The sequence below is a fragment of the Delftia tsuruhatensis NBRC 16741 genome (genome assembly GCF_001571325.1).
Lineage (GTDB): Bacteria > Pseudomonadota > Gammaproteobacteria > Burkholderiales > Burkholderiaceae_C > Comamonas > Comamonas tsuruhatensis.
This window is the reverse complement of sequence record NZ_BCTO01000033.1, coordinates 1-19,991: the sequence shown is the minus strand read 5'-3', so window position 1 is coordinate 19,991 and position 19,991 is coordinate 1. Positions and strand designations below refer to the sequence as shown.

Here is a 19,991-nt window from a genome sequence, read left to right as displayed (position 1 = left end):
GTCGGGCGCGCGACAGGCTAGGGTTAGCCCAGGGAGGGGCTCAGCGCGAGGCGCGCTGCACGAAGAACAGCCCCGTGCCCACGGCCATCAGCAGCGCGCCGAATACCCGGTTCTGGCTGCGCACGGCACGCGCGTTGCGCATGAAGCCGCGCAGCGCGCTGGCGCTGGCCGCATAGCCGTGCATGACCATGGTGTCCACGGCCAGCATGGTGGCGGCCAGGATCAGCAACTGCAGCCACAGCGGGCGGCTGGTGGTCATGAACTGGGGCAGCACGGCCACCATGAAGATGATGCCCTTGGGATTGGTGGCGTTGGTCAGGAAGCCCGTGAGCACGCGGCGGCGCACGCTGAGCTCGGGCATGGATTCCTGGGTGGCCAGGGGTGCGGCACCCGAGCGCCATTGGCTGATGCCCAGGTAGATCAGATAGCAGGCGCCGACGATCTTGACGGCGTTGAACGCCCATTCGGAGGCCAGCAGCAGCGAGCCCACGCCCGCGCCGGCGATCAGCAAGATGGTCAGCAGCCCCAGCTGCAGCCCGAAGATGGTGGCGCTGCTCTTGCGCACGCCATACGACAGGCCATGGCTCATGGACAGCACGGCGCCCGAGCCCGGGGAGACCGCAATGATCCAGCAGGCCACAAAGTAGGCGATCCAAGTGTGCCAATCCATGCCAAACACCTTAAAAATACGGAGCAGGCCGGCATCTTAAAACCGTGCAGCCGATGTGGCGCACTGCCGCGGCAAAGCCGGATGGGGCGGTGAAGCATTCGGTGGCATTTTTCATCGCCGGGCCGCCCCAAGATGAAAACGGCCCCCTCGGGGGGCGCCCGGCCAGGGGCAGCGGACCTTGCGCAGCAAAGGGAGCGTGGGGGGCATTTTCAACCCTGTCAGAAAGCTGACCCGGCTGTGAGAGTGACACAATCAATCATCCCAGGGTAAACACCAACTCCAAGATCCCGAGCTTCCATGGAACACAGCGCCCCCATCTGGCTGACCTACGGCTTTCTCTATCTCACCGCCGCCGTGCTGGCCGTGCCCATTGCGCGTGCCCTGGGCCTGGGCGCCATCATTGGCTACCTGGGTGCCGGCATTGCCATGGGCCCCTGGGGACTGTCGCTTGTCAGCAATGTGGATGACATTCTTCACTTTGCCGAGTTCGGCGTGGTGCTGATGCTCTTCGTGATCGGGCTGGAGCTGCAGCCCAGCCGCCTGTGGGAGCTGCGCCGGCCCATCCTGGGATGGGGGCTCGCGCAGATGCTGGCCTGCACGGGCGTGCTGTTCCTGGCGGCCTGGGCCTTCGGCTTTTCCTGGCGCGTGAGCCTGATCGCGGGCATGGGCCTGGCCCTGTCGTCCACGGCCATCTGCCTGCAGGTCATGGCCGAGCGCAACCTCATGCGCACGCCCAGCGGCCAGGCCGGCTTTTCCATCCTGCTGTTCCAGGACGTGGCCGCCATTCCCATCCTGGCGCTGATCCCCATCCTGGGCGCGGTCAAGGCCGCCAATGCCACGCACACAGACAGCCACCTGTGGCTGCAGGTGCTCAAGACCGTGGGCACCATCGCCGCCGTGGTGGTGGGCGGCCGCCTGCTGCTGCGCCCCCTGCTGCGCTGGATCGCCCGCAGCCGCACGCCCGAGATCTTCACGGCCACCTCGCTGCTGCTGGTGGTGGGCATTGCCATGCTGATGGTGCAGGTGGGCCTGTCCATGGCGCTGGGAGCCTTCCTGGCCGGCGTGCTGCTGGCCGACAGCGAGTACCGCAGCGAGCTGGAGACCAACATCGAGCCCTTCAAGGGCCTGCTGCTGGGCCTGTTCTTCATGGCCGTGGGCATGAGCATCGACTTCGGCGTGCTGCTGCGCGCGCCCTGGGCCATGGCGGCCATGGTGCTGGGCTTTCTGGCGCTCAAGGGCGCCGTGCTCTACACCCTGGCCCGCGTGCTGAAGCTGCCCTGGCGCGAGCGCCCGGTGTTCACCCTGCTGCTGGCCCAGGGCGGCGAGTTCGCCTTCGTGGTGTTCCAGACGGCGGCGCAGTACAAGGTGTTCCACCACAGCATCTCGTCCATGCTGGTGGCCGCCGTGGCCCTGTCCATGCTGATCGGCCCGCTGGTCCTGGTGCTGATGGACAAGCTGCTGCTCAAGCGCTTTGCCGACATGAAGGATTGCCAGGTCGACGGCGCGGGCCAGGCTGCCAGGGCCCATGAAATCTCGGAGCCGCAGGACGCGCAGATCATCATTGCGGGCTTTGGCCGCTACGGCCAGATCGTGGCGCGCGTGCTGCTGACCCAGGGCGTGCCGGCCACCATCCTCGACCACAGCGTGGAGATGCTGGAAGTGGCACACACCTTCGGCTACCGCGTGTTCTTCGGCGATGCCACCCGCATGGACCTGCTGCGCATTGCCGGCGCGGACAAGGCGCGGGTGCTGGTCATTGCCGTGGACTCTTCCGAGCAATCGCTGAAGATCGCCGCCCGCGTGCGCAAGCGCTTTCCGCACCTGGAGATCGTGGCCCGCGCGCGCGACATGGCCCACTGGTACCAGTTGCGCGACCTGGGCGTGCACCATGTCGAGCGCGAAGTCTTCGAGTCCAGCCTGGTCTCGGCACGCACCGTGCTGGAGCTCGCTGGCCACAGCCCTGCCGAGGCCCGGCGCACCACCGCGCGCTTTCGGGAGCACAACCTGCAGCTGATCGAGCGCATGTACCCCCACCACAAGGACCAGGCCCAGCTCATCGCCGTGGCCAAGCAGGGCCGCCAGCAGCTGGTCGAGCAGATGGCCAAGGAGCGGCAGGAGGCCCAGGCGCAGCAGGAGAAGGACCAGGCGCCGCAGGAAACCCCGCACCCGCCCGCCCCCTGAAAACCGGGCCTCAGGACGCGCCCAGCGCCTGCACCATGTGGTCCACGAACTGCGCCAGCTTGGGCAGTTGGCGGCGGTCCGGCAGATAGACCAGGTGCACCGGGCGCGGCAGCGGCACGCAGTCCTGCAGCACGGGCACCAGCCGGCCCGCGGCCATGTCGGCGGCCAGCAGCACCTCGGGCTGCAGGATCAGGCCCAGGCCGCGCAGCGCCGCATGGCGCAGCCCGTCGCCGCTGTTGCAGCGCAGGCGGGCATCGTCGGGCCACTGCACCGGCGCCGAGCCGTCGCCGCGCAGAATCCATTCCGAGCGGCGCTGCCAGACCGCGTAGCTCAGGCAGTCATGGCGCGCCAGATCGCCCACGCCACGCGGATGACCGCGCCGCCGCAGGTACGAAGGCGCCGCCGCGATCACCATGCGATAGGGCTGCAGCGGCCGCGCCACCAGGCCTTCGCCGCCCACGGGGCCGATGCGCACGGCCACGTCGATGTTCTCGCCCACCAGGTCGACCATGCTGTCGCTCAGTTGCAGGTCCACGCGCACCAGCGGATGGGCCAGCTGGTAGTCGGCCACCAGCGGCGCGATCACATGGTTGCCCAGCGTGGTCGGCGCGCTGATGCGCAGCAGGCCCTGGGGCGCGCTGCGGCTGCGCTCCACGGCCGACTCGGCCCAGCGCAACTGCTCGAAGACCTGGCGGCTGTCCTCGTAGAAGCTGCGCCCCACCTCGGTCAGGCTGTGGCGCCGCGTGGTGCGCTGCAGCAGGCGCGCGCCCAGATGGGCTTCCAGTTGCTGCACATGCTTGCCCACCATCACGGCCGAGATGTCCAGGCGCCGCGCGGCCTGGGCAAAGCTGCCGTCCTCGACCACGGCCATGAAGACCTCCATATTGCGCAGCTTGTCCATGGATTGCCAACCAATGCTTAGGAGTACAAAAAGATCCAGCTACTTTATGCCATCCATGATTTGCAAAACACTGGAGGCCTGTTCACCCCCTCAGAAAGAAAACCGCATGAAGATCCTTCTCATCGGTGCCTCCGGCACCATCGGCCGCGCCGTACACGCCCTGCTGGCCCCGCGCCATGACATCGTCACCGTGGGCCGCAACAGCGGCGATCTGCGCGCCGACTTCACGCAGCCCGAGACGCTGCAGAAAATGTTCGAAGCCGCCGGCCAGGTGGACGCCATCGTCAGCACGGCCGGAAAGCTGCACTTCGGCCCGCTGTCCGAGATGACGGCCGAGCAGTTCAACTCCGGCCTGCAGGACAAGCTGCTGGGCCAGGTGCGGCTCGCCCTGCTGGGCCAGCGCTGGCTGCGCGACGGCGGCTCCATCACGCTGACCAGCGGCGTCGCCGCCACCGAGCCCATCCGCCACGGCGCCAATGCATCGACAGTGAATGCCGCCCTCCACGGCTTCGTCACCGGCGCCGCGGTCGAACTGCAGCGCGGCCTGCGCATCAACGCCGTGAGCCCCACCCTGCTGACCGAATCGGCCGATGCCTATGGCTCGGTCTTCCCCGGCTTCGAGACCGTGCCCGCCGCCCGCGTGGCCCTGGCCTACCAGCGCAGCGTGGAAGGCGCCCAGACCGGCAGGGTCTTCGAGGTGCTCTGACCTCTTCTTGCGGCGGGCCCTCGGCAAAGTCCTTGCGTGCCCGCCCAAAAGGGCCGCGTGCTACGCTGCGCGCCACCATGTTCAACCCCACCCAAGCCGATGTGCGGCGCTTTTTCTGCGGCGTGCGCACCAAGATGCTGAGCGGCGCGCCGATGGAGGCCATAGAGACGCTGGCCAGCCTCTGGATTGCCGAGCATCCCGAGTATTTCGATGACCTTGCCGACGTGGACGCCGCCCTGCTGCGCGACTACGACGCCACGCCCGGCGTGACCAATCCGTTTTTGCATCTGTCCATGCATCTGTCCATCAGCGAGCAGTGCAGCATCGACCAGCCGCGCGGCATACGCCAGGCCGTGGAGCTGCTCAGCCGCCGCCTGGACTCGCTGCACGACGCCCACCACGCCACCATGGAATGCCTGGGGCAGATGCTCTGGGAAAGCCAGCGTTCGGGCCGCCCGCCCGATGGCGAAGCCTATATCGCCGCAGTCCAGCGCCGCGCCACGAGTGACGGCGCCAAGGCCACGGGCGGCGCATAGCGCCTCTGTGCATCACCCTCAAGACAAAGCCCGCGATTGCGGGCTTTTGCTATGGGGTATGGGGCTGCGCGCGATTCACTGCGATTTGTGGCCCAGGCGGAAATGGGGCTGCGGCAGGGTCTGCAGCTCGCCATCGAGGCTGCCGATGTAGTTGGCCAGCGCCTTGAGTTCGCTGTTGGTGAACTGCTTGGCAATGCCGGCCATCACGCCGTTGCTGCGGCCGATATGGGGGTTGCCTTCGGTCTTGTAGGACTTGAGGGCGGAGTACAGATAGTCCGCATACTGGCCGGCCACCTTGGGGTAGCTGGGATCGATGGGTTTGGAAAAGCCCTGGCCGTGGCAGGATACGCAGGCGCCCTTTTGCAGCAGCGCGGCGACCTGGGTGCTGGGCTCGCGGACCTTGGCGTCGGCGGCCTTGGCCACGCCATGCTCGGCGTAGTAGGCCGCCACGTCGGCCATGTCCTGCTCGGTCAGCGGATCGGCAATGCCGCGCATGGTGGGATGCTTGCGTTCGCCCTTCTGGTAGGCCTGCAGCGCGGCCACGATGTAGGGTGCGCCCTGGCCGGAAATCTTGGGGACCTTGTACACCTCGGGGAAGCTGGCCTGGTAGCCCTGGATGCCATGGCAGCCAATGCACATGGCGATCTTCCCCTCCCCTGCCTTTGCGTCACCTTTGCTTTGCTGGGCCTGTGCCACAGAGGTCACAGATGCGACAGCCAGCGCCAATACCGTGGTCAAAGTTTTTATCATTTTGCGCGCACAATCCTTCAAGAGTTCTGACGGATGCCTACTGCTGAGCGGGTAGCGCGAACGATTATGGCAGTCACCGTCAAGCGTCCCCATCAATACTTACGCTGATACCGCCCATGAAATTTCAAGGTTCCGAGAACTACGTCGCCACCCAGGATTTGATGCTCGCGGTGAATGCCGCAGCCACCTTGCAGCGCCCGCTGCTGGTCAAGGGAGAGCCCGGCACGGGCAAGACCATGCTGGCCGAGGAAGTGGCCGCCGCGCTGGACATGCCGCTGCTGCAGTGGCACATCAAGTCCACCACCAAGGCCCAGCAGGGCCTGTATGAATACGACGCCGTCAGCCGCCTGCGCGACTCGCAACTGTCCGACATCGACGGCGGCGAGCGCGTCAAGGACATCCACAACTACATCGTCAAGGGCGTGCTGTGGCAGGCCTTCACGGCAGACCGGCCCGTGGCCCTGCTGATCGACGAGATCGACAAGGCCGACATCGAATTCCCGAACGACCTGCTGCGCGAGATCGACCGCATGGAGTTCTACTGCTACGAGACGCGCGAGATGATCCGCGCCAAGCACCGGCCGCTGGTGTTCATCACCTCCAACAACGAAAAGGAGCTGCCCGACGCCTTCCTGCGCCGCTGCTTCTTCCACTACATCAAGTTCCCCGACGCCGACACCATGCGCCAGATCGTGGCCGTGCACTTCCCCAAGCTGCAGGGCGAGCTGCTGGCCGCCGCGATGAAGGTGTTCTACGACGTGCGCAACCTGCCCGGCCTCAAGAAGAAGCCCTCCACCAGCGAGCTGATCGACTGGCTCAAGCTGCTGGTGGCCGAGGACATTCCCGTGGAATCGCTGCAGACCGCCGAGGGCAAGGTCTCCGTGCCGCCGCTGGTGGGCGCCCTGCTCAAGAACGAGCAGGACGTGAGCCTGTTCGAGAAGCTGGTCTTCATGAACCAGCGCAACCGCTGAGGCCAGCCATGCCGGATTCCAAGCCCGACACCGAAGGCCCCGACCACGCCGGCGCAGAATCGCGCGTGCCGGCCATCACCGGCCAGGTCACCACCATCCCCGTGGCTGGCGCCGTGGCGCACCAGGGCTTCGTGCAGCCCGTGGTCATGCGCTTCAACGGCGTGCGGCTCGAGCCCCTGGCGCTCAGCCATGAACCGGGCCTGCGCGAGGCCGTGCAGGACGGCCAGCTGTGGCGCATCCGCGTGACCTCCGCGCCCGAGCCCGACGACGTGCGCGCCTATATCGAGGCCGCGCTGGAGCAGCGCAGCCAGGGCAAGCGCTTCGCGTTTGCCGTGCTCGACGACGACAGCGGCCGCGTGCTGGGCACCAGCAGCTACCACGACATCCTGCCCGAGGTGCGCCGCGTGGAGATCGGCTACACCTGGTACGCGCGCAGCGTGCAGCGCACCCATGTCAACACCTCGGCCAAGCTCATGCTCATGGGCCATGCCTTCGACACGCTGGCCTGCCATGTGGTGGGCTGGCGCACGGACTGCTTCAACTTCGCCAGCCAGCGCGCCATCGAGCGCCTGGGTGCCAGGAAGGACGGCGTGATCCGCGGCCACGCGCTGCGCCGCGACGGCACCATCCGCGACACCGTGATGTACAGCCTGCGCAGCGGCGAATGGCCCGAGTCGCGCGCCCAGTTGCTGGACCAGTTGCAGCGCCATTCGGACGGCAGCACCGCCGTGGCGCGCACATGAGGGCGCGTACGCCAGGCCCCCGGGAGATGCCATGCTGATCGACTTCTTCTACACCATGCGCGCGGCCAAGCTGCCCGTCTCGGTCAAGGAGTTCCTGACCCTGCTGGAGGCGCTGCAGGCCGGCGTGGTCGGCCCCAGGAGCGAGGACGCCTGGAGCCTGGACGACTTCTACCACCTGGGCCGCACCGTGCTGGTCAAGGACGAGAAGCACTACGACAAGTACGACCGCGCCTTCGCTGCCTACTTCAAGGGCGTGGAGATGGTGGCCGACCTCACGCGCGAGATTCCCCAGGACTGGCTGAAGAAGCTGCTGGAGCGCGAACTCTCGCCCGAGCAGAAGGCCGCCATCGAAGCCATGGGCTGGGACGAGCTGATGGACACGCTCAAGAAGCGCCTGGAGGAGCAAAAGGAGCGCCACGAAGGCGGCAACAAGTGGATAGGCACGGGCGGCACCAGCCCCTTCGGCCACGGCGGCTACAACCCGGCCGGCGTGCGCATCGGCGGGCCGGGCCGCAACAAGAGCGCCGTCAAGGTCTGGGAGCAGCGTGCCTACCGCGACTACGACGACACGCAGGAGCTGGGCACGCGCAACATCAAGGTGGCGCTGCGCCGGCTGCGCAAGTTCGCACGCGAAGGCAGCGACCTGGAGCTGGACCTGCCCGACACCATCCGCAGCACGGCCGCCAACGCGGGCTACCTGGACATCAAGATGATCCCGGAGCGCCACAACAACGTGAAGGTGCTGCTGCTCATGGACGTGGGCGGCACCATGGACGAGCACGTGCAGCGCGTGGAGGAGCTGTTCTCCGCCGTCAAGAGCGAGTTCAAGCACCTGGAGTTCTACTACTTCCACAACTGCGTCTACGACTTCATGTGGAAGAACAACCGCCGCCGCTTCGCCGAGAAGTTTCCGACCTGGGACATCATCCGCAAGTACAACAAGGACTACAAGCTGATCTTCGTGGGCGACGCCACCATGAGCCCCTACGAGATCCTGCAGCCCGGCGGCAGCGTGGAGTACATGAACGAGGAGCCCGGCGCCGAATGGCTGCAGCGCCTGACGCATGCCTTCCCGCGCTTTGCCTGGATCAACCCCGAGCCGCCCGGCGTCTGGCAGTACCGCCAGAGCATCAGCATCATCCAGCAGCTCACGGGCAACCGCATGTACCCTTTGACACTCAAAGGTCTGGAAGACGCCATGCGCCTGCTGTCAAAATAGGCCGATGCCCAAGCTCCCCCCCGCGACAGCGCCGGCCCGAGGGCCGGCGTTTTTGTTTCTGTTGAGTGCAGCCCTGATGCTAGGCGGCTGCAGCCTCCTGCCGTCCAAGAATGATGACAAGGACACGGACCCGTCGCTGATTGCAGCGACCGGCGACCCGGCCTTCTCCCTTGTCGTCGATGCGCCCAAGGAAGTGCGCGAGCTGCTGGAAAAGCACCTCGAACTGCGCCGCTACCGCTACCAGAGCGACCTGCAGCGGCGCGAGTTGACGCGGCTGCTGGGCGCCACCGACGCCAACGTGCGCGACCTGATCGGCACGCTGGGCTACTTCAGCCCCACGGTCACGGTGGAGATCAAGGAAACGCCCGAATCCGACGAGGCCCCGCTGGAGGTCACCGTCAAGGTGGACCCTGGCGAGCCCGCCACCATTGCGCGCAGCCAGGTGCGTTTTGCGGGCGTCAATGCCGACGATCCCGAAGGCGCCTCGCAGCGCGCCACCATCGAAAGCCAATGGCCGCTGCAGCCCGGCCAGCGCTTCAGCCAGGCCAGCTGGAGCCAGGCCAAGAGCCAGGGCCTGCGCACGCTGCAGTCGCGCCGCTACCCGCTGGCGCGCATCGACTCCAGCCTGGCCGACATCGACGCCGACACGCACGAGGCCGACGTCAGCGTGGCCTATGCGCCCGGCCCGGCCTACACCTTCGGCCCGCTGCGCATCGAAGGCGCCCAGCGCTACGACCCCGTGGGGACGGCCCGCATCGCACGCCTGCCCGAGGGCGAGGAATACGACCAGACCGCCCTGGTCGACGCCCAGCTGCGCCTGGCCAGCAGCGGCTACTACGACTCCGTCTTCCTCACGCTGGCCAACGTGCCCCAGCAGGGAGACAGCGCCGCCGAGGACGAGGAAGCCATCAAGCGCAAGGGCGCCCAGGTCACCACGCCCGTCATCGCCCAGGTGCGCGAGGCCCAGATGCAGAAATGGGTCTTCGGCGTGGGCATGAGCACCGACACCGGCCCGCGCCTGAGCGTGGACCACATCCACAACCGCCTGCCCTGGCTGGGCTGGCGTGCCGTCACGCGCATGCGCTTCGACCGCAAGAACCCGCTGATCTCCACGCAGTGGACCGCCCTGCCCGACGAAACCCTGTGGCGCTGGTTCACCACGGCCAAGGCCGAGCGCGCGCCCTCGGGCGACTTCGATGTCAACAGCCTGCAGCTGCGCGCCGGCCGCACCAAGTCCGAAGACCACATCGACCGCAACTACTACCTGCAGTACGACTACGCCAAGACCCAGGGCGAGGGCGCGCCCCCGTCCAGCTCGTCGGTCACGGCCAACTACGGCTGGACGGGCCGCTACTTCGACAGCACGCTGGCGCCCTCCTCGGGCTTCGGCTTTGCCTGGGAAGTCGGCGCGGGCACCACGCTCACGCCCCAGCGCACACCGTTCGGCCGTGTCTCGGGCCGCTGGCTCAGCCTGATTCCCATCGGCGAGGTCGATCCCGAGACCAAGCGCCGCAGCCGCCTGGCGCTGCGCGCCTCCGGCGGTGCCTTGCTGGCCCGCAAGGATGCCGACCTGCCCGTCACCCAGCTGTTCATCACCGGCGGCGACAACACCGTGCGCGGCTACGGGTACCAGAGCATCGGTGCGCGCACCGACAGCGGCAAGGTCATCGGCGGGCGCTACATGGCCGTGGGCAGCATCGAGTGGCAGCGGCCCATCGTCATCAAGGGCAACACGCAGGACTGGGAGCACGCCGTCTTCCTGGACGCCGGCACCGTGGGCGATGCGCCCGACTCCATGTACATGCGCGTGGGCGTGGGCACCGGCCTGCGCTGGCGCAGCCCCGTGGGCCCCGTGCAGGCCGACATCGCCTGGGGCGCCCAGGAAAAGCAGCTGCGCCTGCACCTGCGCCTGGGCTTCAACTTCTGACCATGGTGGATTCCCGCTTGAATACCCCTGCCTCCTCCGCCGCGCCAGACCAAAGCCCCCAGGCGTCCCCTCCGTCGCCTGCGCCCCGCCGCCGCTGGCTGCGCTACCTGCTCTGGTTCTTCCTGGTCCTGGTCCTGCTGCTGGCCGCCCTGCTGGGTTCCGCCTGGTGGTGGAGCGGCCGTGCCGATTCGCTGGCCTACACCCTGCAGCGCGTGGCCGGCTGGCTGCCCGCAGGCCAGAGCCTGCAGGCCAAGGAAGTCACCGGCACCGTGCGCCAGGGCGGGCGCATCGGCTGGCTGCAATGGCAAAGCCCCACCATGAAGGTGGAGCTGCGCGACGCCACCATCGGCTGGCAATTGCGTCCCCTGCTGTCGCGCACCGTGCGCCTGGGCGAAGTGCGCATCGCCGAGCTGAACATTGCCAGCACGCCTGACCCCGAGGACAAGAAACCCGTCGAGCCGCTGCAGCAGCTCGTGCTGCCCGTGAAGATCGACGTGCCCTTCCATGTGGAGCGCATCGTCTGGCAAGGCCCGCCCCAGGCCGAGGTACTGGGCCTGCAAGGCCACTACGCCTACGACGGCAGCGAGCACCAGCTGGACGTGCGCGACCTGCAATGGGCCGATGGCAGCTACCAGGCCAGGCTGCGCCTGCAGGCCCGTGCGCCCATGGCCATCCAGGCCGAGCTGCAGGGCGACCTGCAGGCGCCGGCCCTGGCTTCGGACGACGAGGCCTCCACGGCCAAGGCCCCCAAACCTGCACCGCTGGCCGTGCAGGCCAAGGCACGGATCGACGGCACCCTGGCTACCGCCGCTGCGCAACTGGGCATCAAGCTCCAGGTTGATGCCAAGCCCGGGACGGTGCCCGAGGAAACGCCTGCCCCTGCCGCCGTACAGAAATCCGCCAAGGCCGATGGCAAGAACGGCAAGGCCAGGGAGCGCAAGGAAGCCGCCCCCGTGTCCGAACCCATGCACGCGGACATCGAGGCCAGCATCCGGCCCTGGCAGCCCCAGCCGCTGCAGACCGCGCGCGCCCAGCTCAGCCAGATCGACATCGCCGCCTTCTGGCCCCAGGGACCGCGCACCCGCATCAGCGGCGAATTGCAGGCCGGGCCGGATGGCAAGGCAGCTGATACAGCCCAGGCACCCGCCACGGAACAGGCATCGGACCAGGCACCAGGCTCGGCCATCGCCACCACCGCCTGGCAGCTGACGACACGCCTGAACAACGCCATGCCTGGCCCCTGGGACCGCCAGCGCCTGCCGCTGGACCAGATCGAGGCCGCAGTGCGCTATGACGGCCAGCAGTGGCTGCTGGAGCAGGCGCAGATCGCCATAGGCTCGGGCGGCATCGACGCCCAGGGCCGCTTCGAGCCCGCCACCAAGGTCTTCGAAGGCCAGGCCAAGGTCCAGCGCCTGGACCCCGCCGCGCTCTACAGCCTCCTGGAAGCCGCACCGCTGCAGGGCGAGCTGCGCGCCAGCACCACGGCAGAGCAGCAGGTGGACTTCAGCGTGGACATCCAGGCCGCAGCAGCGCCCGCAGGCGCCAAGCGCCAGCCCCTGCGCATAGAAAAACTCGCCACCAAAGGCCGCTGGGCCCAGCCCGTGCTGTCGCTGGAGAACCTGCAGCTTGATGCGCTGCAGGCCTCGGTGCGCAGCCGCAGCCTGCAGTTCGACACCGAACAGCAAAAACTGCAGACCGTGCTGAAGGCCCAGCTGCCCGGCGCCGAACTCTCGCTGGACGGCCACATCAGCCCTGCCGCAGGCCAGGGCAGCAGCCAGCTCAAGCTGTCGTCACTCACCTCCCTCACACAGTGGCTGCGCAAGCTGCCCGGCATGAAGGACCCGCTGGCCGGCGCCCTGATCGAAGGCCAGGCCCAGCTGGACGCCAGCTGGCGCGGCGGATGGGGCGCACTGCAAAAGCGCATGAAGGCCGCCGTGGGCGACCCCCTGCCCGCCAGCGGCCTGCAGCTGCAGGCCGACCTGCAGGCCGCCAAGCTGCGCTACCTGCCCGCCAACACGCCGCCCGAGCAGGCGCTGGAGCTGCCCGAGCTGCGCCTGGCCCTCAAGGGCTCGCCCGAGCAGGCCAGCCTCACCCTGGCCGGCCAGGCGAAGCGCGGCACGCAGACCGCGCAGATCGACACGGCCCTGCAGGCAGGCCTTGCCACGGCGCGCGGTGCCGCACCCCTGGACTGGCAGGCCAGCATCGACAAGCTGCAGGCCCGGCTGAGTCCGGGCCAGGACCTGCCCGGCCCATGGCAGCTGCAACTGGCAGGCAACCAGCCCGTACGGATCGCCCAGCGCACCACGGGCCGCACCGTGCTGTCCACTGCCTTCACGGCATCGGCCGGCAGCCTGCAGGTCACGCCGCCCACCCTGCCCCAGCGCCGCACCAATGCCCAAGCGCCCCAGCCCGTGCTGCTGGCCTGGGACGACACCCGCGCCAGCCAGGGCGGCGACGGCCGCTGGGCCCTGCGCAGCACAGGCCGCGCCCAGGCATTGCCGCTGGCCTGGGTCGATGCCCTGTCCATGGCCGAGGAGCCCCCGCTGGCCGCCATGGGCCTGAGCGGCGACCTGAGCTTCAACGCCCGCTGGGACATCGACACGACGGGCCCCGCGCTCAAGGCCGAACTGCTGGTCGAGCGTGCAGCCGGCGACCTGCGCCTGGCCGTGGAAGACGGCTCGGGCACCACCGTCATCCACACCACGGGGCCGCGCTCCAGCAAGCCCGGCGAAGTGCGCACCCGTACCGTGCGCGGCGCCGGCATGCGCGCCCACATCAAGCAGGCCCGCCTGAGCGTGCGCGCCCAGGGCGACGACGTGCAGGCCAAGCTCGACTGGGACAGCGAACGCGCCGGCACCCTGACCGCGCAACTGGGCACGCGCCTGGCCCAGCAGGACGGCACCTGGACCTGGCCCGAGAAGGCCCCTCTGTCCGGCCAGATAGACGCCCGCATGCCCGACATCGGCATCTGGGCGCTGTTCGCCCCGCCCGGCTGGCGCGTCACCGGCTCGCTGCAGGCCAAGGCCGAGATCAGCGGCGACCGCCAGAACCCGCAGTGGCAGGGCAATCTCTCGGCCGACGGCCTGAGCATCCTGTCCGCGCTGGACGGCATCGACCTGCAAAACGGCGTGCTGCGCGCGCGCCTGCAAGGCAACCGCCTGGACCTGACCGAGCTGCGCATGCAGGGCGGGCGCGGCAGCAATGCGCGCATCCTGGGCTACAGCGGCAACCTCACCACGGCGCCGCGCGAAGGCGGCGAACTCACGGGCTCGGGCTTCGTGCGCTGGGACCCGCCCAACGCCGATGGCAGCAACTCCGGCCTGAGCATGGACTTGCGCGCCCAGGCCACCAGGCTGCAGGTGCTGGTGCGCGCGGACCGCCAGGTCAGCGTCTCGGGCGGCCTGCAGGCCAGGCTGGAGCAAGGCCAGTTCACGCTGCGCGGCGACCTCACCACCGACCGCGCCACCATCATCCTGCCCGAGGAATCCGCGCCCTCGCTGGACTCCGACGTGGTCGTGCACTCGGCCGCCTCGCGCAAGGCCGAGCAGGAAGCGGCGCGCAAGCAGCAGCAGGCCGACCGCAAGGCCCAGGCCCGCGCCGAAACCATCAAGCTGCCCGACATCCTCGTCAAGCTCGACCTGGGCCGCGACTTCGCGCTGCAGGGCTACGGCATCACCACACGCCTGGAAGGCGCGCTGGAAGTGCAAGGCCCCACCGTGGCGGGCGGCCCGCCGCGCATTACCGGCGAGATCCGCACCGTGCAGGGCCGCTACCGCGCCTGGGGCCAGTCGCTGGACGTGGAGACCGGCCTCATCCGCTTCAACGGCCCCTACGCCAACCCCTCGCTGGACATCCTGGCGCTGCGCCCGAACATCGCCGTGCGCGCAGGCGTGCAGGTGCAGGGCACGGCCAACGCCCCGCGCGTGCGCCTGTACTCCGACCCCGAAATGCCCGATGCCGAAAAGCTCTCCTGGGTGGTCATGGGCCGCGACCCCGCCACGGGCGGCGCCGAAAGCGCCCTGCTCCAGCAGGCCGCGCTGTCCCTGCTCAGCGGCGGGCGCAACAACAGCGGCAAGATCGCCAGCAACCTGGGCCTGGACGAAATCGGCTTCAAGGGACCGGGCGGCGAGGGCTCCACCGGCGCGGCCCTCACCCTGGGCAAGCGCCTGTCCAGCGACCTCTATGTCACCTACGAGCAAAGCCTCTCGGGCGCCATGGGCACGCTGTACATCTTCTACGACCTCTCGCGCCGCCTCACCCTGCGCGGCCAGACCGGGGAAACCAGCGCGCTGGACCTGATCTACACCGTGCGCAAGGACTGACGCCCCACCCCTGCGCAGCCTCCCTGCCGGCGCTGCGCGGGGCGGACCCGCCATGGGTTTACAATCGCCGTTTGCTCCTCTCCGTAGTTCAATGGATAGAACGGGCGCCTCCTAAGCGCCAGATACAGGTTCGATTCCTGTCGGAGGGACCATCAATTTTCCAATGGCGACAACCACTTACAGCTCATTGAGTGGGTGTCTGGGCCATAAGTGGGACATGAATACGGTCTAAAGGGCTGGATTGCATGCCCGCGCAGTGGGCTCTCAACACGGAAACGACGACAGCCCCCTCGGCGCCCTCATGGGAATCGAAGGGGCCGTTGTCGTTTCGTTTGGCCCGAGCTAAGCACGCGCACCCGCATCAGCGCCGAACCTTCTCCAGCGCCACCGCAGGGCCTGCTCAGGCAGGGCAAATCACTTAGTGATTGCTTTTTTCAGTTCTTCCTGGAATTCCTCACCATTCCGAAGGCGAAGATATTCCTGATGTGCCAACCGATAGGCTTCTGATTCCATACCGTACGAAGTCGACAGTACTTCATAGCGGTCGACTCCGGCACGACGCCAGAGTGCCAGATCGGCCATGACCTCCGCGCGAGAAGTACTATTTACTTCCTTTTTATTTGCTGCGCTGCTCTCTTGAGAATTGGCTGCATAGCAAGTAGAAATAGCTATTGTGAAGAATGCGAATTTTAGAGTGCGCAATGCACTTACCCTGATCAAGGGCGAGGCTATTTTTGACATGGTTTAAATGACAGATGACTATGAGGCTACCGGCAAGTATGTTATGCGGCAGTGTTGACCGAATGAATCAAAGACGCAATATTAAATATTGAGCCACTCCTTTCCTAAAGAAAATTGATGACTACCAGATATATTCATCAATCAATATTCAGAATAAGTTTCCAATCAGCTTTTCTTTTTCAATACAAAATAATTGAAAATTCAAAACACTTTGCTGATCTTTACCCAAAGTCTTGCTCAGGGAATATCCACACGCAGCAGACCAGTGCACGAATGCTGCAAAAACCAAATAGATGGTGAAATTCAAGTGAGGTAACGAGTAGCGGGCTTGGAGTTTGAGAAGCCCTGGGCCAAATATCCGCGCGCTTGCTAAAATGCGTCCCATGCCGCTGCCTCAGGCACTGGTGGAATGGTCACAAGCCCTCTGCGATCAAAACCCACCAGCTGCATCAACGAGGTCGTCAACCTCCATCCATGACATCGCCACCAGAGCGCTCATAGATCTCGGTGCGTGTGGCGGCCGGCAAAACCGCTGGTATGTAGACGCCCCTGGGCCCTGCCTCAGCTGCAAGGCTCTGCGAGAAGGCCAACATGTAGGACTTCGTTGCTGCGCAAATACCTTGTGAAGACTCAGGCAGCAATGCATTGAGCCGGTCGGTGGTACGGGCCACCAATACGAGATCGTGGCCACGAGCCGCAAAGCGGCGTGCGTAAACAGCACCAATGCCACTGGAGGCGCCAGCAATAAGAGAGCTAGTCATTTCAACTTCCCCAATTGATATCCACCATTTTTATGACAGCCTGGTTAATAAGACAAGTCAGCGCAGAGAGACGCTGCTGCGGAGAAAGATGCGTTCAGCTGCGGGAAGTCAAGCTGGCCATCGTGTAGTGCTCATAGTGGCCAATCCCATTCTTCACGATGGGATCTTCGGATGTAAACGAACCGATCTCTTGGTTGTCGGCGATCTGGTAAAGAGACACGCCGTAGCCATCACCATCGTCAATCACAGGCCCGTGCGCTACGATCACACCTTGCTCGAGAAGACCGTTCATATATTCGCCATGCTGCATCATCCATGTTTTTTCTTCGCCGGACATGGTGCCCAGGAAATTCGCGCGAGGCGGGACAAATTTGCACAGGTAGTATTTCATTTCGGCTCCTCTCAAAGATAAATGATGCTGAGATTCAAGCTGTTTTCACACTCTTCAATATTGCCCCCTCGAACATCTTGGGCGCATAGCTCTGCAGGAACAGGATCATTCCGGTCATCTTTCCAACGGGATTACTGAACTTTGGCTTCTTGGTATCGATCAGCTTGGTAATCGTTTTGACGACGGCGTCGGGCGCCTCCGCCTCATCGATCCCCTTCTGTGTCGCAGCATCTGCTTGCTTGCGGTAGGCGTTGTAATCAGCAATACGCCCGCTTGATTGAGACACGGAGTTATGAGCGAGGTTGGTCTTGAACCACACTGGCTCCACCATGCTGACTTGGATGTTGAACGGATCCAGCTCGAAGCGCAGAGATTTGAAATACCCCTGGACTGCGTGCTTTGAAGCCGTGTAGTACGAGAGATTCGGCGGGCCGATCAAGCCGACGATGGAGCTGATTGTGATGATCTGCCCATGCTTTTGCGCCCGCAGCCGGGGCAGCAAGGCATTCGTCACTTTGATCGTGCCCCAGAAGTTGGTTTCGAACTGCTGACGTCCCAATTCGACGGGAGTCTCTTCTGCCAGCCCCGTCACCATGTAGCCGGCATTGTTCACCAATACATCCAGCTGCCTGACGCTGCGGAACAGCTCTTCAGCGAACGCGTTGATGGAGTTGTCGTCGCTGATGTCCAGACGCAGCAGCTTGAAGGGAACCTTCCCTTCGTGCTTTTCAGGTTCACGGCTGGTACCGATGACTTCGAAGCCCTGGTTGTGCAGGCTGTTGGCGAGCAGCAGGCCGAAGCCCGAGGATGCGCCGGTGATTAGGACTGTCTTCTTCATGGGTAGCTTCTCCGTAGATGATGGAAATTCTTGAAAACTTTGCCCGGCTGAACGTGCGTGCAGAAGGGCTTTGGGCTATTTGCTATCGGGGTTGGCAGCGCGACCATGAACAAGCCTTCATCAGCCAAGGCATGGCTCACAACCGTTACCTCTCAAGATGAGGCCGGGCTCTCTGCGCGCATGACTCCTTTCGGGCGTGGGTGCTGGACTGAACGATGAGCGCATGTTAGTATCGTTTCAGTACTTAGTCAATACTGAAATGATATGGACTCGAAAAAAACTTCTGAAAGCACTTGCCCCATCGCGCGCAGCCTGGCCTTCCTGGGCGATGCGTGGACTATGTTGATCCTGCGGGATGCGAACGCTGGGCTGACGCGCTTCGATCAGTTCAGGAAAAGCCTTGGCATCGCTCCCACGATGCTGACGAAGCGTTTGGCGACGCTCACGGATGAGCAACTGCTGGAAAAGCGGCAGTATTCGGAGCGGCCACCTCGCGAGGAATACGTCCTGACCGAAGCTGGGAGGGACTACTTGCCCGTTCTCTTCATGATTGCTGCCTGGGGCCGAAAGCACCGTGGCGAAGGCAAGCTGGTTCGGTTTCTGGATGCCGAGACGGGCAACGATCTGAAGCCGATTGCGATCGACGCAGAGACCGGCGCAGAGATCGGGACTCGCGAAATCCGCATGGTGATGCCGGAATGAAGCCAAGCAGTCGGGCTCCAGTGCCGGCGGAAAATCAAGCAGGCACAGCGAACCGTGGCGTAGTTCTTCTGTTGGCTGCGCTCGCGGCGATAGGCGCTTTGTCAACCAACATCATCCTGCCGTCGTTTCCGGCGATGTCTAAAACCCTGGGTGCGTCAGATGCCCAGCTCGGCCTGACACTCAGTGTCTTCTTCGTAGTTTTCGCGGCGGGGCAACTCTTCGTGGGACCTCTGTCTGATCGCTTCGGGCGTCGCAAACTGGTCATAGGGGGCTTGCTGGTCTTCGCGGCCGGCGGGGTGGTGTGTGCCCAGGCGGCGGCTCCAGCCGAACTGATTGTCGGCCGAGCAATACAGGCTGCAGGCGTATGCGCCGCGTCCGTACTTGCACGCGCGATCGCAAGAGATATGTATGAAGGCGAAACTCTGGCACGCGTTCTTGCGATGGTGATCGTGGCTATGGCCGCGGCCCCGGGGTTCTCTCCGCTGCTGGGCGGCATGACTGAGAAAATGATTGGCTGGCGCATGACCTTCCTGACGGTCAGTGCCTTCGGGCTTGCACTTTCAATGTGGTACGCCTTCCGACTTCCAGAAACACACGTCGCGTCGCGGCGGATGCCGCTTGCCGTTGGCCCCATACTCAGGATCTATGCCAGCCTTCTGATCGATCCACGCTTCCTCCGTCCAGTCGTCGCTGTCATGTGTCTCACAGGCGGGCTTTATGGATTCTTCGCTGCTGCTCCATCAGTGCTGATGGGCGCCATCAAGTTGAGCGCGCTGGAGATGGGGCTCTTTTTTGCAGCCACGGTGCCCGTGGTTTTTGCTGCAGGCCTCGCTGTACCAAGACTTTCACATCGCTGGGGTGCAGCTCGAGTCATCCAAGCCGGAATCGTCTTGGCCTTGGTTGGAGGCGTGATGATCTACCTGGCCTCGGTTCGATACCCATCCAGCCTCACAGCGTTCACGTTCGCGCTCTGTGTCTTCCTCATGGGAATGGGCGTTGCCAATCCTCTCAGTACAGCACAGGCGCTTTCTCCATTTGGAGCTCAAGCAGGTGCAGCCTCCGCCATGTTGGGCTTCATACAGATGTCCGGCGCAGCACTTGGCGCCATGCTGGTCAGCACGATGGCAGGGATCTCCCACATGGCGGCGGTAGGACTGCTTATCTCAGTCTTCGCACTTCTTGCTTTCATCACTTTCTGGAACCAGCCCAGGACGGCTGGTTTTTGACGAGATTCCAGTGGATACACGAGGCACACCTTCGCCAGCATGAATTGGATGGAGCCTTTGCCCGACTGCCGCAGCGTGAGGACTCAATGGCCGCAGGACCCTGCCCCTGTAGCACAAACACACAACTGGAAGAATTCTTGCGGAACGCCACTGAACACGCAGCGCGTCACGCAGATAACTCGTTGATTTCTCACGTCCTCGCAAGCCATGCGCCATCGATCTTTAGAGAGATGCGCCACTGGACTTTCGTCTGTACGGAAAACGCGCCACTGGACTTTAGTTTTTTAGACCAGTAAGGCTGAGGAGCGAGCTATCGGCCGAGGCGCAAGCGCTCAGGGCCGATGTGCGGCGGCGTAGCGGGTTGCCAGGGGCTCTCGTGTGGCAGCTACCGACGGTGGATTCAACC

Annotated in this window: 17 protein-coding genes, 1 tRNA gene and 1 pseudogene; 11 read left to right on the top strand and 8 right to left on the bottom strand. The window is 65.2% G+C overall.

Features of this window, described 5'->3' with window-relative positions:
* Nucleotides 1-40 precede the first annotated feature (40 nt).
* Nucleotides 41-670 carry a LysE family transporter gene (locus DTS01S_RS17030; protein WP_061288196.1) on the bottom strand — a complete coding sequence of 210 codons (630 nt, stop codon included), beginning with the start codon at nucleotides 668-670 and terminating at the stop codon, nucleotides 41-43.
* A gap of 297 nt (nucleotides 671-967) precedes the next feature.
* Here DTS01S_RS17030 and kefC point away from each other — a divergent pair, with 297 nt between their 5' ends.
* A complete protein-coding gene (gene kefC, locus DTS01S_RS17025) occupies nucleotides 968-2,851 on the top strand; it encodes a glutathione-regulated potassium-efflux system protein KefC (protein ID WP_061288194.1) in 1,884 nt (627 codons plus the stop codon).
* Nucleotides 2,852-2,861: 10 nt separating this feature from the next.
* Here the strand turns inward: kefC and DTS01S_RS17020 are convergent, their stop codons facing one another.
* Nucleotides 2,862-3,752, bottom strand: coding sequence for a LysR family transcriptional regulator (locus DTS01S_RS17020; RefSeq protein ID WP_016453734.1), 891 nt, complete (start codon nucleotides 3,750-3,752; stop codon nucleotides 2,862-2,864).
* Between the two features lie 106 nt (nucleotides 3,753-3,858).
* Between DTS01S_RS17020 and DTS01S_RS17015 the strand changes: the two genes are divergently transcribed.
* Together DTS01S_RS17015 and DTS01S_RS17010 are read left to right on the top strand one after the other, a co-directional pair.
* Nucleotides 3,859-4,458 (top strand): short chain dehydrogenase, encoded by a 600-nt coding sequence (locus DTS01S_RS17015; protein ID WP_034347952.1) that lies wholly within the window; start codon nucleotides 3,859-3,861, stop codon nucleotides 4,456-4,458.
* Between the two features lie 77 nt (nucleotides 4,459-4,535).
* On the top strand, nucleotides 4,536-4,994 hold the full coding sequence (locus DTS01S_RS17010; protein ID WP_016453732.1) for a DUF1841 family protein: 459 nt from the start codon (nucleotides 4,536-4,538) through the stop codon (nucleotides 4,992-4,994).
* 75 nt (nucleotides 4,995-5,069) lie between these two features.
* On the opposite strand, the gene DTS01S_RS17005 is transcribed toward DTS01S_RS17010, so the two are convergent.
* Nucleotides 5,070-5,744, bottom strand: a complete 675-nt coding sequence (locus tag DTS01S_RS17005; RefSeq protein ID WP_016450129.1) for a c-type cytochrome — start codon at nucleotides 5,742-5,744, stop codon at nucleotides 5,070-5,072.
* A 116-nt stretch (nucleotides 5,745-5,860) separates the two neighbouring features.
* On the opposite strand from DTS01S_RS17005, the gene DTS01S_RS17000 reads away from it, so the two are divergent.
* The 6 genes from DTS01S_RS17000 (at nucleotide 5,861) to DTS01S_RS16975 (ending at nucleotide 15,078) form a co-directional block, all read left to right on the top strand.
* On the top strand, nucleotides 5,861-6,715 hold the full coding sequence (locus DTS01S_RS17000) for an AAA family ATPase (RefSeq protein ID WP_016450128.1): 855 nt from the start codon (nucleotides 5,861-5,863) through the stop codon (nucleotides 6,713-6,715).
* A gap of 8 nt (nucleotides 6,716-6,723) precedes the next feature.
* Nucleotides 6,724-7,458 carry a GNAT family N-acetyltransferase gene (locus tag DTS01S_RS16995; RefSeq protein ID WP_061288191.1) on the top strand — a complete coding sequence of 245 codons (735 nt, stop codon included), beginning with the start codon at nucleotides 6,724-6,726 and terminating at the stop codon, nucleotides 7,456-7,458.
* A gap of 31 nt (nucleotides 7,459-7,489) precedes the next feature.
* Complete coding sequence (locus DTS01S_RS16990) at nucleotides 7,490-8,677, top strand: vWA domain-containing protein (protein WP_016453729.1); 1,188 nt, start codon at nucleotides 7,490-7,492, stop codon at nucleotides 8,675-8,677.
* A gap of 4 nt (nucleotides 8,678-8,681) precedes the next feature.
* Nucleotides 8,682-10,604, top strand: coding sequence for an autotransporter assembly complex protein TamA (locus DTS01S_RS16985; protein ID WP_026062384.1), 1,923 nt, complete (start codon nucleotides 8,682-8,684; stop codon nucleotides 10,602-10,604).
* Nucleotides 10,605-10,606: 2 nt separating this feature from the next.
* Nucleotides 10,607-14,926: a translocation/assembly module TamB domain-containing protein gene (locus DTS01S_RS16980; RefSeq protein ID WP_061288189.1), complete on the top strand. Its 4,320-nt coding sequence runs from the start codon at nucleotides 10,607-10,609 to the stop codon at nucleotides 14,924-14,926.
* A 77-nt stretch (nucleotides 14,927-15,003) separates the two neighbouring features.
* Nucleotides 15,004-15,078, top strand: a tRNA-Arg gene (locus tag DTS01S_RS16975).
* Between the two features lie 262 nt (nucleotides 15,079-15,340).
* Here the strand turns inward: DTS01S_RS16975 and DTS01S_RS29735 are convergent.
* The 5 genes and pseudogenes from DTS01S_RS29735 to DTS01S_RS16965 form a co-directional block, all read right to left on the bottom strand.
* Nucleotides 15,341-15,667, bottom strand: coding sequence for a hypothetical protein (locus DTS01S_RS29735; protein ID WP_074931940.1), 327 nt, complete (start codon nucleotides 15,665-15,667; stop codon nucleotides 15,341-15,343).
* 148 nt (nucleotides 15,668-15,815) lie between these two features.
* Entirely contained in the window at nucleotides 15,816-16,052 is a 237-nt protein-coding gene (locus tag DTS01S_RS30540; RefSeq protein WP_156493772.1) for a hypothetical protein, read from the bottom strand.
* Nucleotides 16,043-16,428 (bottom strand): annotated as a pseudogene (locus tag DTS01S_RS31255) (SDR family NAD(P)-dependent oxidoreductase); the annotation flags it as partial. The gene DTS01S_RS30540 and the pseudogene DTS01S_RS31255, both read right to left, overlap by 10 nt.
* A gap of 94 nt (nucleotides 16,429-16,522) precedes the next feature.
* Nucleotides 16,523-16,819, bottom strand: coding sequence for a YciI family protein (locus DTS01S_RS16970; RefSeq protein WP_017405392.1), 297 nt, complete (start codon nucleotides 16,817-16,819; stop codon nucleotides 16,523-16,525).
* A 34-nt stretch (nucleotides 16,820-16,853) separates the two neighbouring features.
* A complete protein-coding gene (locus DTS01S_RS16965; RefSeq protein ID WP_017405393.1) occupies nucleotides 16,854-17,657 on the bottom strand; it encodes an SDR family oxidoreductase in 804 nt (267 codons plus the stop codon).
* A gap of 264 nt (nucleotides 17,658-17,921) precedes the next feature.
* Here DTS01S_RS16965 and DTS01S_RS16960 point away from each other — a divergent pair, with 264 nt between their 5' ends.
* Both DTS01S_RS16960 and DTS01S_RS16955 read left to right on the top strand, forming a co-directional pair.
* Nucleotides 17,922-18,359 carry a winged helix-turn-helix transcriptional regulator gene (locus tag DTS01S_RS16960; RefSeq protein WP_016454547.1) on the top strand — a complete coding sequence of 146 codons (438 nt, stop codon included), beginning with the start codon at nucleotides 17,922-17,924 and terminating at the stop codon, nucleotides 18,357-18,359.
* Nucleotides 18,356-19,585: a multidrug effflux MFS transporter gene (locus tag DTS01S_RS16955; protein WP_016454546.1), complete on the top strand. Its 1,230-nt coding sequence runs from the start codon at nucleotides 18,356-18,358 to the stop codon at nucleotides 19,583-19,585. The genes DTS01S_RS16960 and DTS01S_RS16955 overlap by 4 nt, the downstream gene beginning before the upstream one ends.
* Nucleotides 19,586-19,991: the final 406 nt, after the last annotated feature.

Excerpts from the sequence above, each read along its gene's own strand:
- DTS01S_RS16995 (WP_061288191.1), top strand. The coding sequence starts at position 6,724 with ATGCCGGATTCCAAGCCCGACACCGAAGGCCCCGACCACGCCGGCGCA.
- DTS01S_RS16965 (WP_017405393.1), bottom strand. The coding sequence starts at position 17,657 with ATGAAGAAGACAGTCCTAATCACCGGCGCATCCTCGGGCTTCGGCCTG.
- DTS01S_RS30540 (WP_156493772.1), bottom strand. The coding sequence starts at position 16,052 with ATGGGACGCATTTTAGCAAGCGCGCGGATATTTGGCCCAGGGCTTCTC.
- kefC (WP_061288194.1), top strand. The coding sequence starts at position 968 with ATGGAACACAGCGCCCCCATCTGGCTGACCTACGGCTTTCTCTATCTC.
- DTS01S_RS17015 (WP_034347952.1), top strand. The coding sequence starts at position 3,859 with ATGAAGATCCTTCTCATCGGTGCCTCCGGCACCATCGGCCGCGCCGTA.
- DTS01S_RS16985 (WP_026062384.1), top strand. The coding sequence starts at position 8,682 with ATGCCCAAGCTCCCCCCCGCGACAGCGCCGGCCCGAGGGCCGGCGTTT.
- DTS01S_RS16990 (WP_016453729.1), top strand. The coding sequence starts at position 7,490 with ATGCTGATCGACTTCTTCTACACCATGCGCGCGGCCAAGCTGCCCGTC.
- DTS01S_RS17010 (WP_016453732.1), top strand. The coding sequence starts at position 4,536 with ATGTTCAACCCCACCCAAGCCGATGTGCGGCGCTTTTTCTGCGGCGTG.
- DTS01S_RS16980 (WP_061288189.1), top strand. The coding sequence starts at position 10,607 with ATGGTGGATTCCCGCTTGAATACCCCTGCCTCCTCCGCCGCGCCAGAC.
- DTS01S_RS17030 (WP_061288196.1), bottom strand. The coding sequence starts at position 670 with ATGGATTGGCACACTTGGATCGCCTACTTTGTGGCCTGCTGGATCATT.
- DTS01S_RS17000 (WP_016450128.1), top strand. The coding sequence starts at position 5,861 with ATGAAATTTCAAGGTTCCGAGAACTACGTCGCCACCCAGGATTTGATG.
- DTS01S_RS16970 (WP_017405392.1), bottom strand. The coding sequence starts at position 16,819 with ATGAAATACTACCTGTGCAAATTTGTCCCGCCTCGCGCGAATTTCCTG.
- DTS01S_RS16955 (WP_016454546.1), top strand. The coding sequence starts at position 18,356 with ATGAAGCCAAGCAGTCGGGCTCCAGTGCCGGCGGAAAATCAAGCAGGC.
- DTS01S_RS17020 (WP_016453734.1), bottom strand. The coding sequence starts at position 3,752 with ATGGACAAGCTGCGCAATATGGAGGTCTTCATGGCCGTGGTCGAGGAC.
- DTS01S_RS16960 (WP_016454547.1), top strand. The coding sequence starts at position 17,922 with ATGGACTCGAAAAAAACTTCTGAAAGCACTTGCCCCATCGCGCGCAGC.
- DTS01S_RS29735 (WP_074931940.1), bottom strand. The coding sequence starts at position 15,667 with ATGTCAAAAATAGCCTCGCCCTTGATCAGGGTAAGTGCATTGCGCACT.
- DTS01S_RS17005 (WP_016450129.1), bottom strand. The coding sequence starts at position 5,744 with ATGATAAAAACTTTGACCACGGTATTGGCGCTGGCTGTCGCATCTGTG.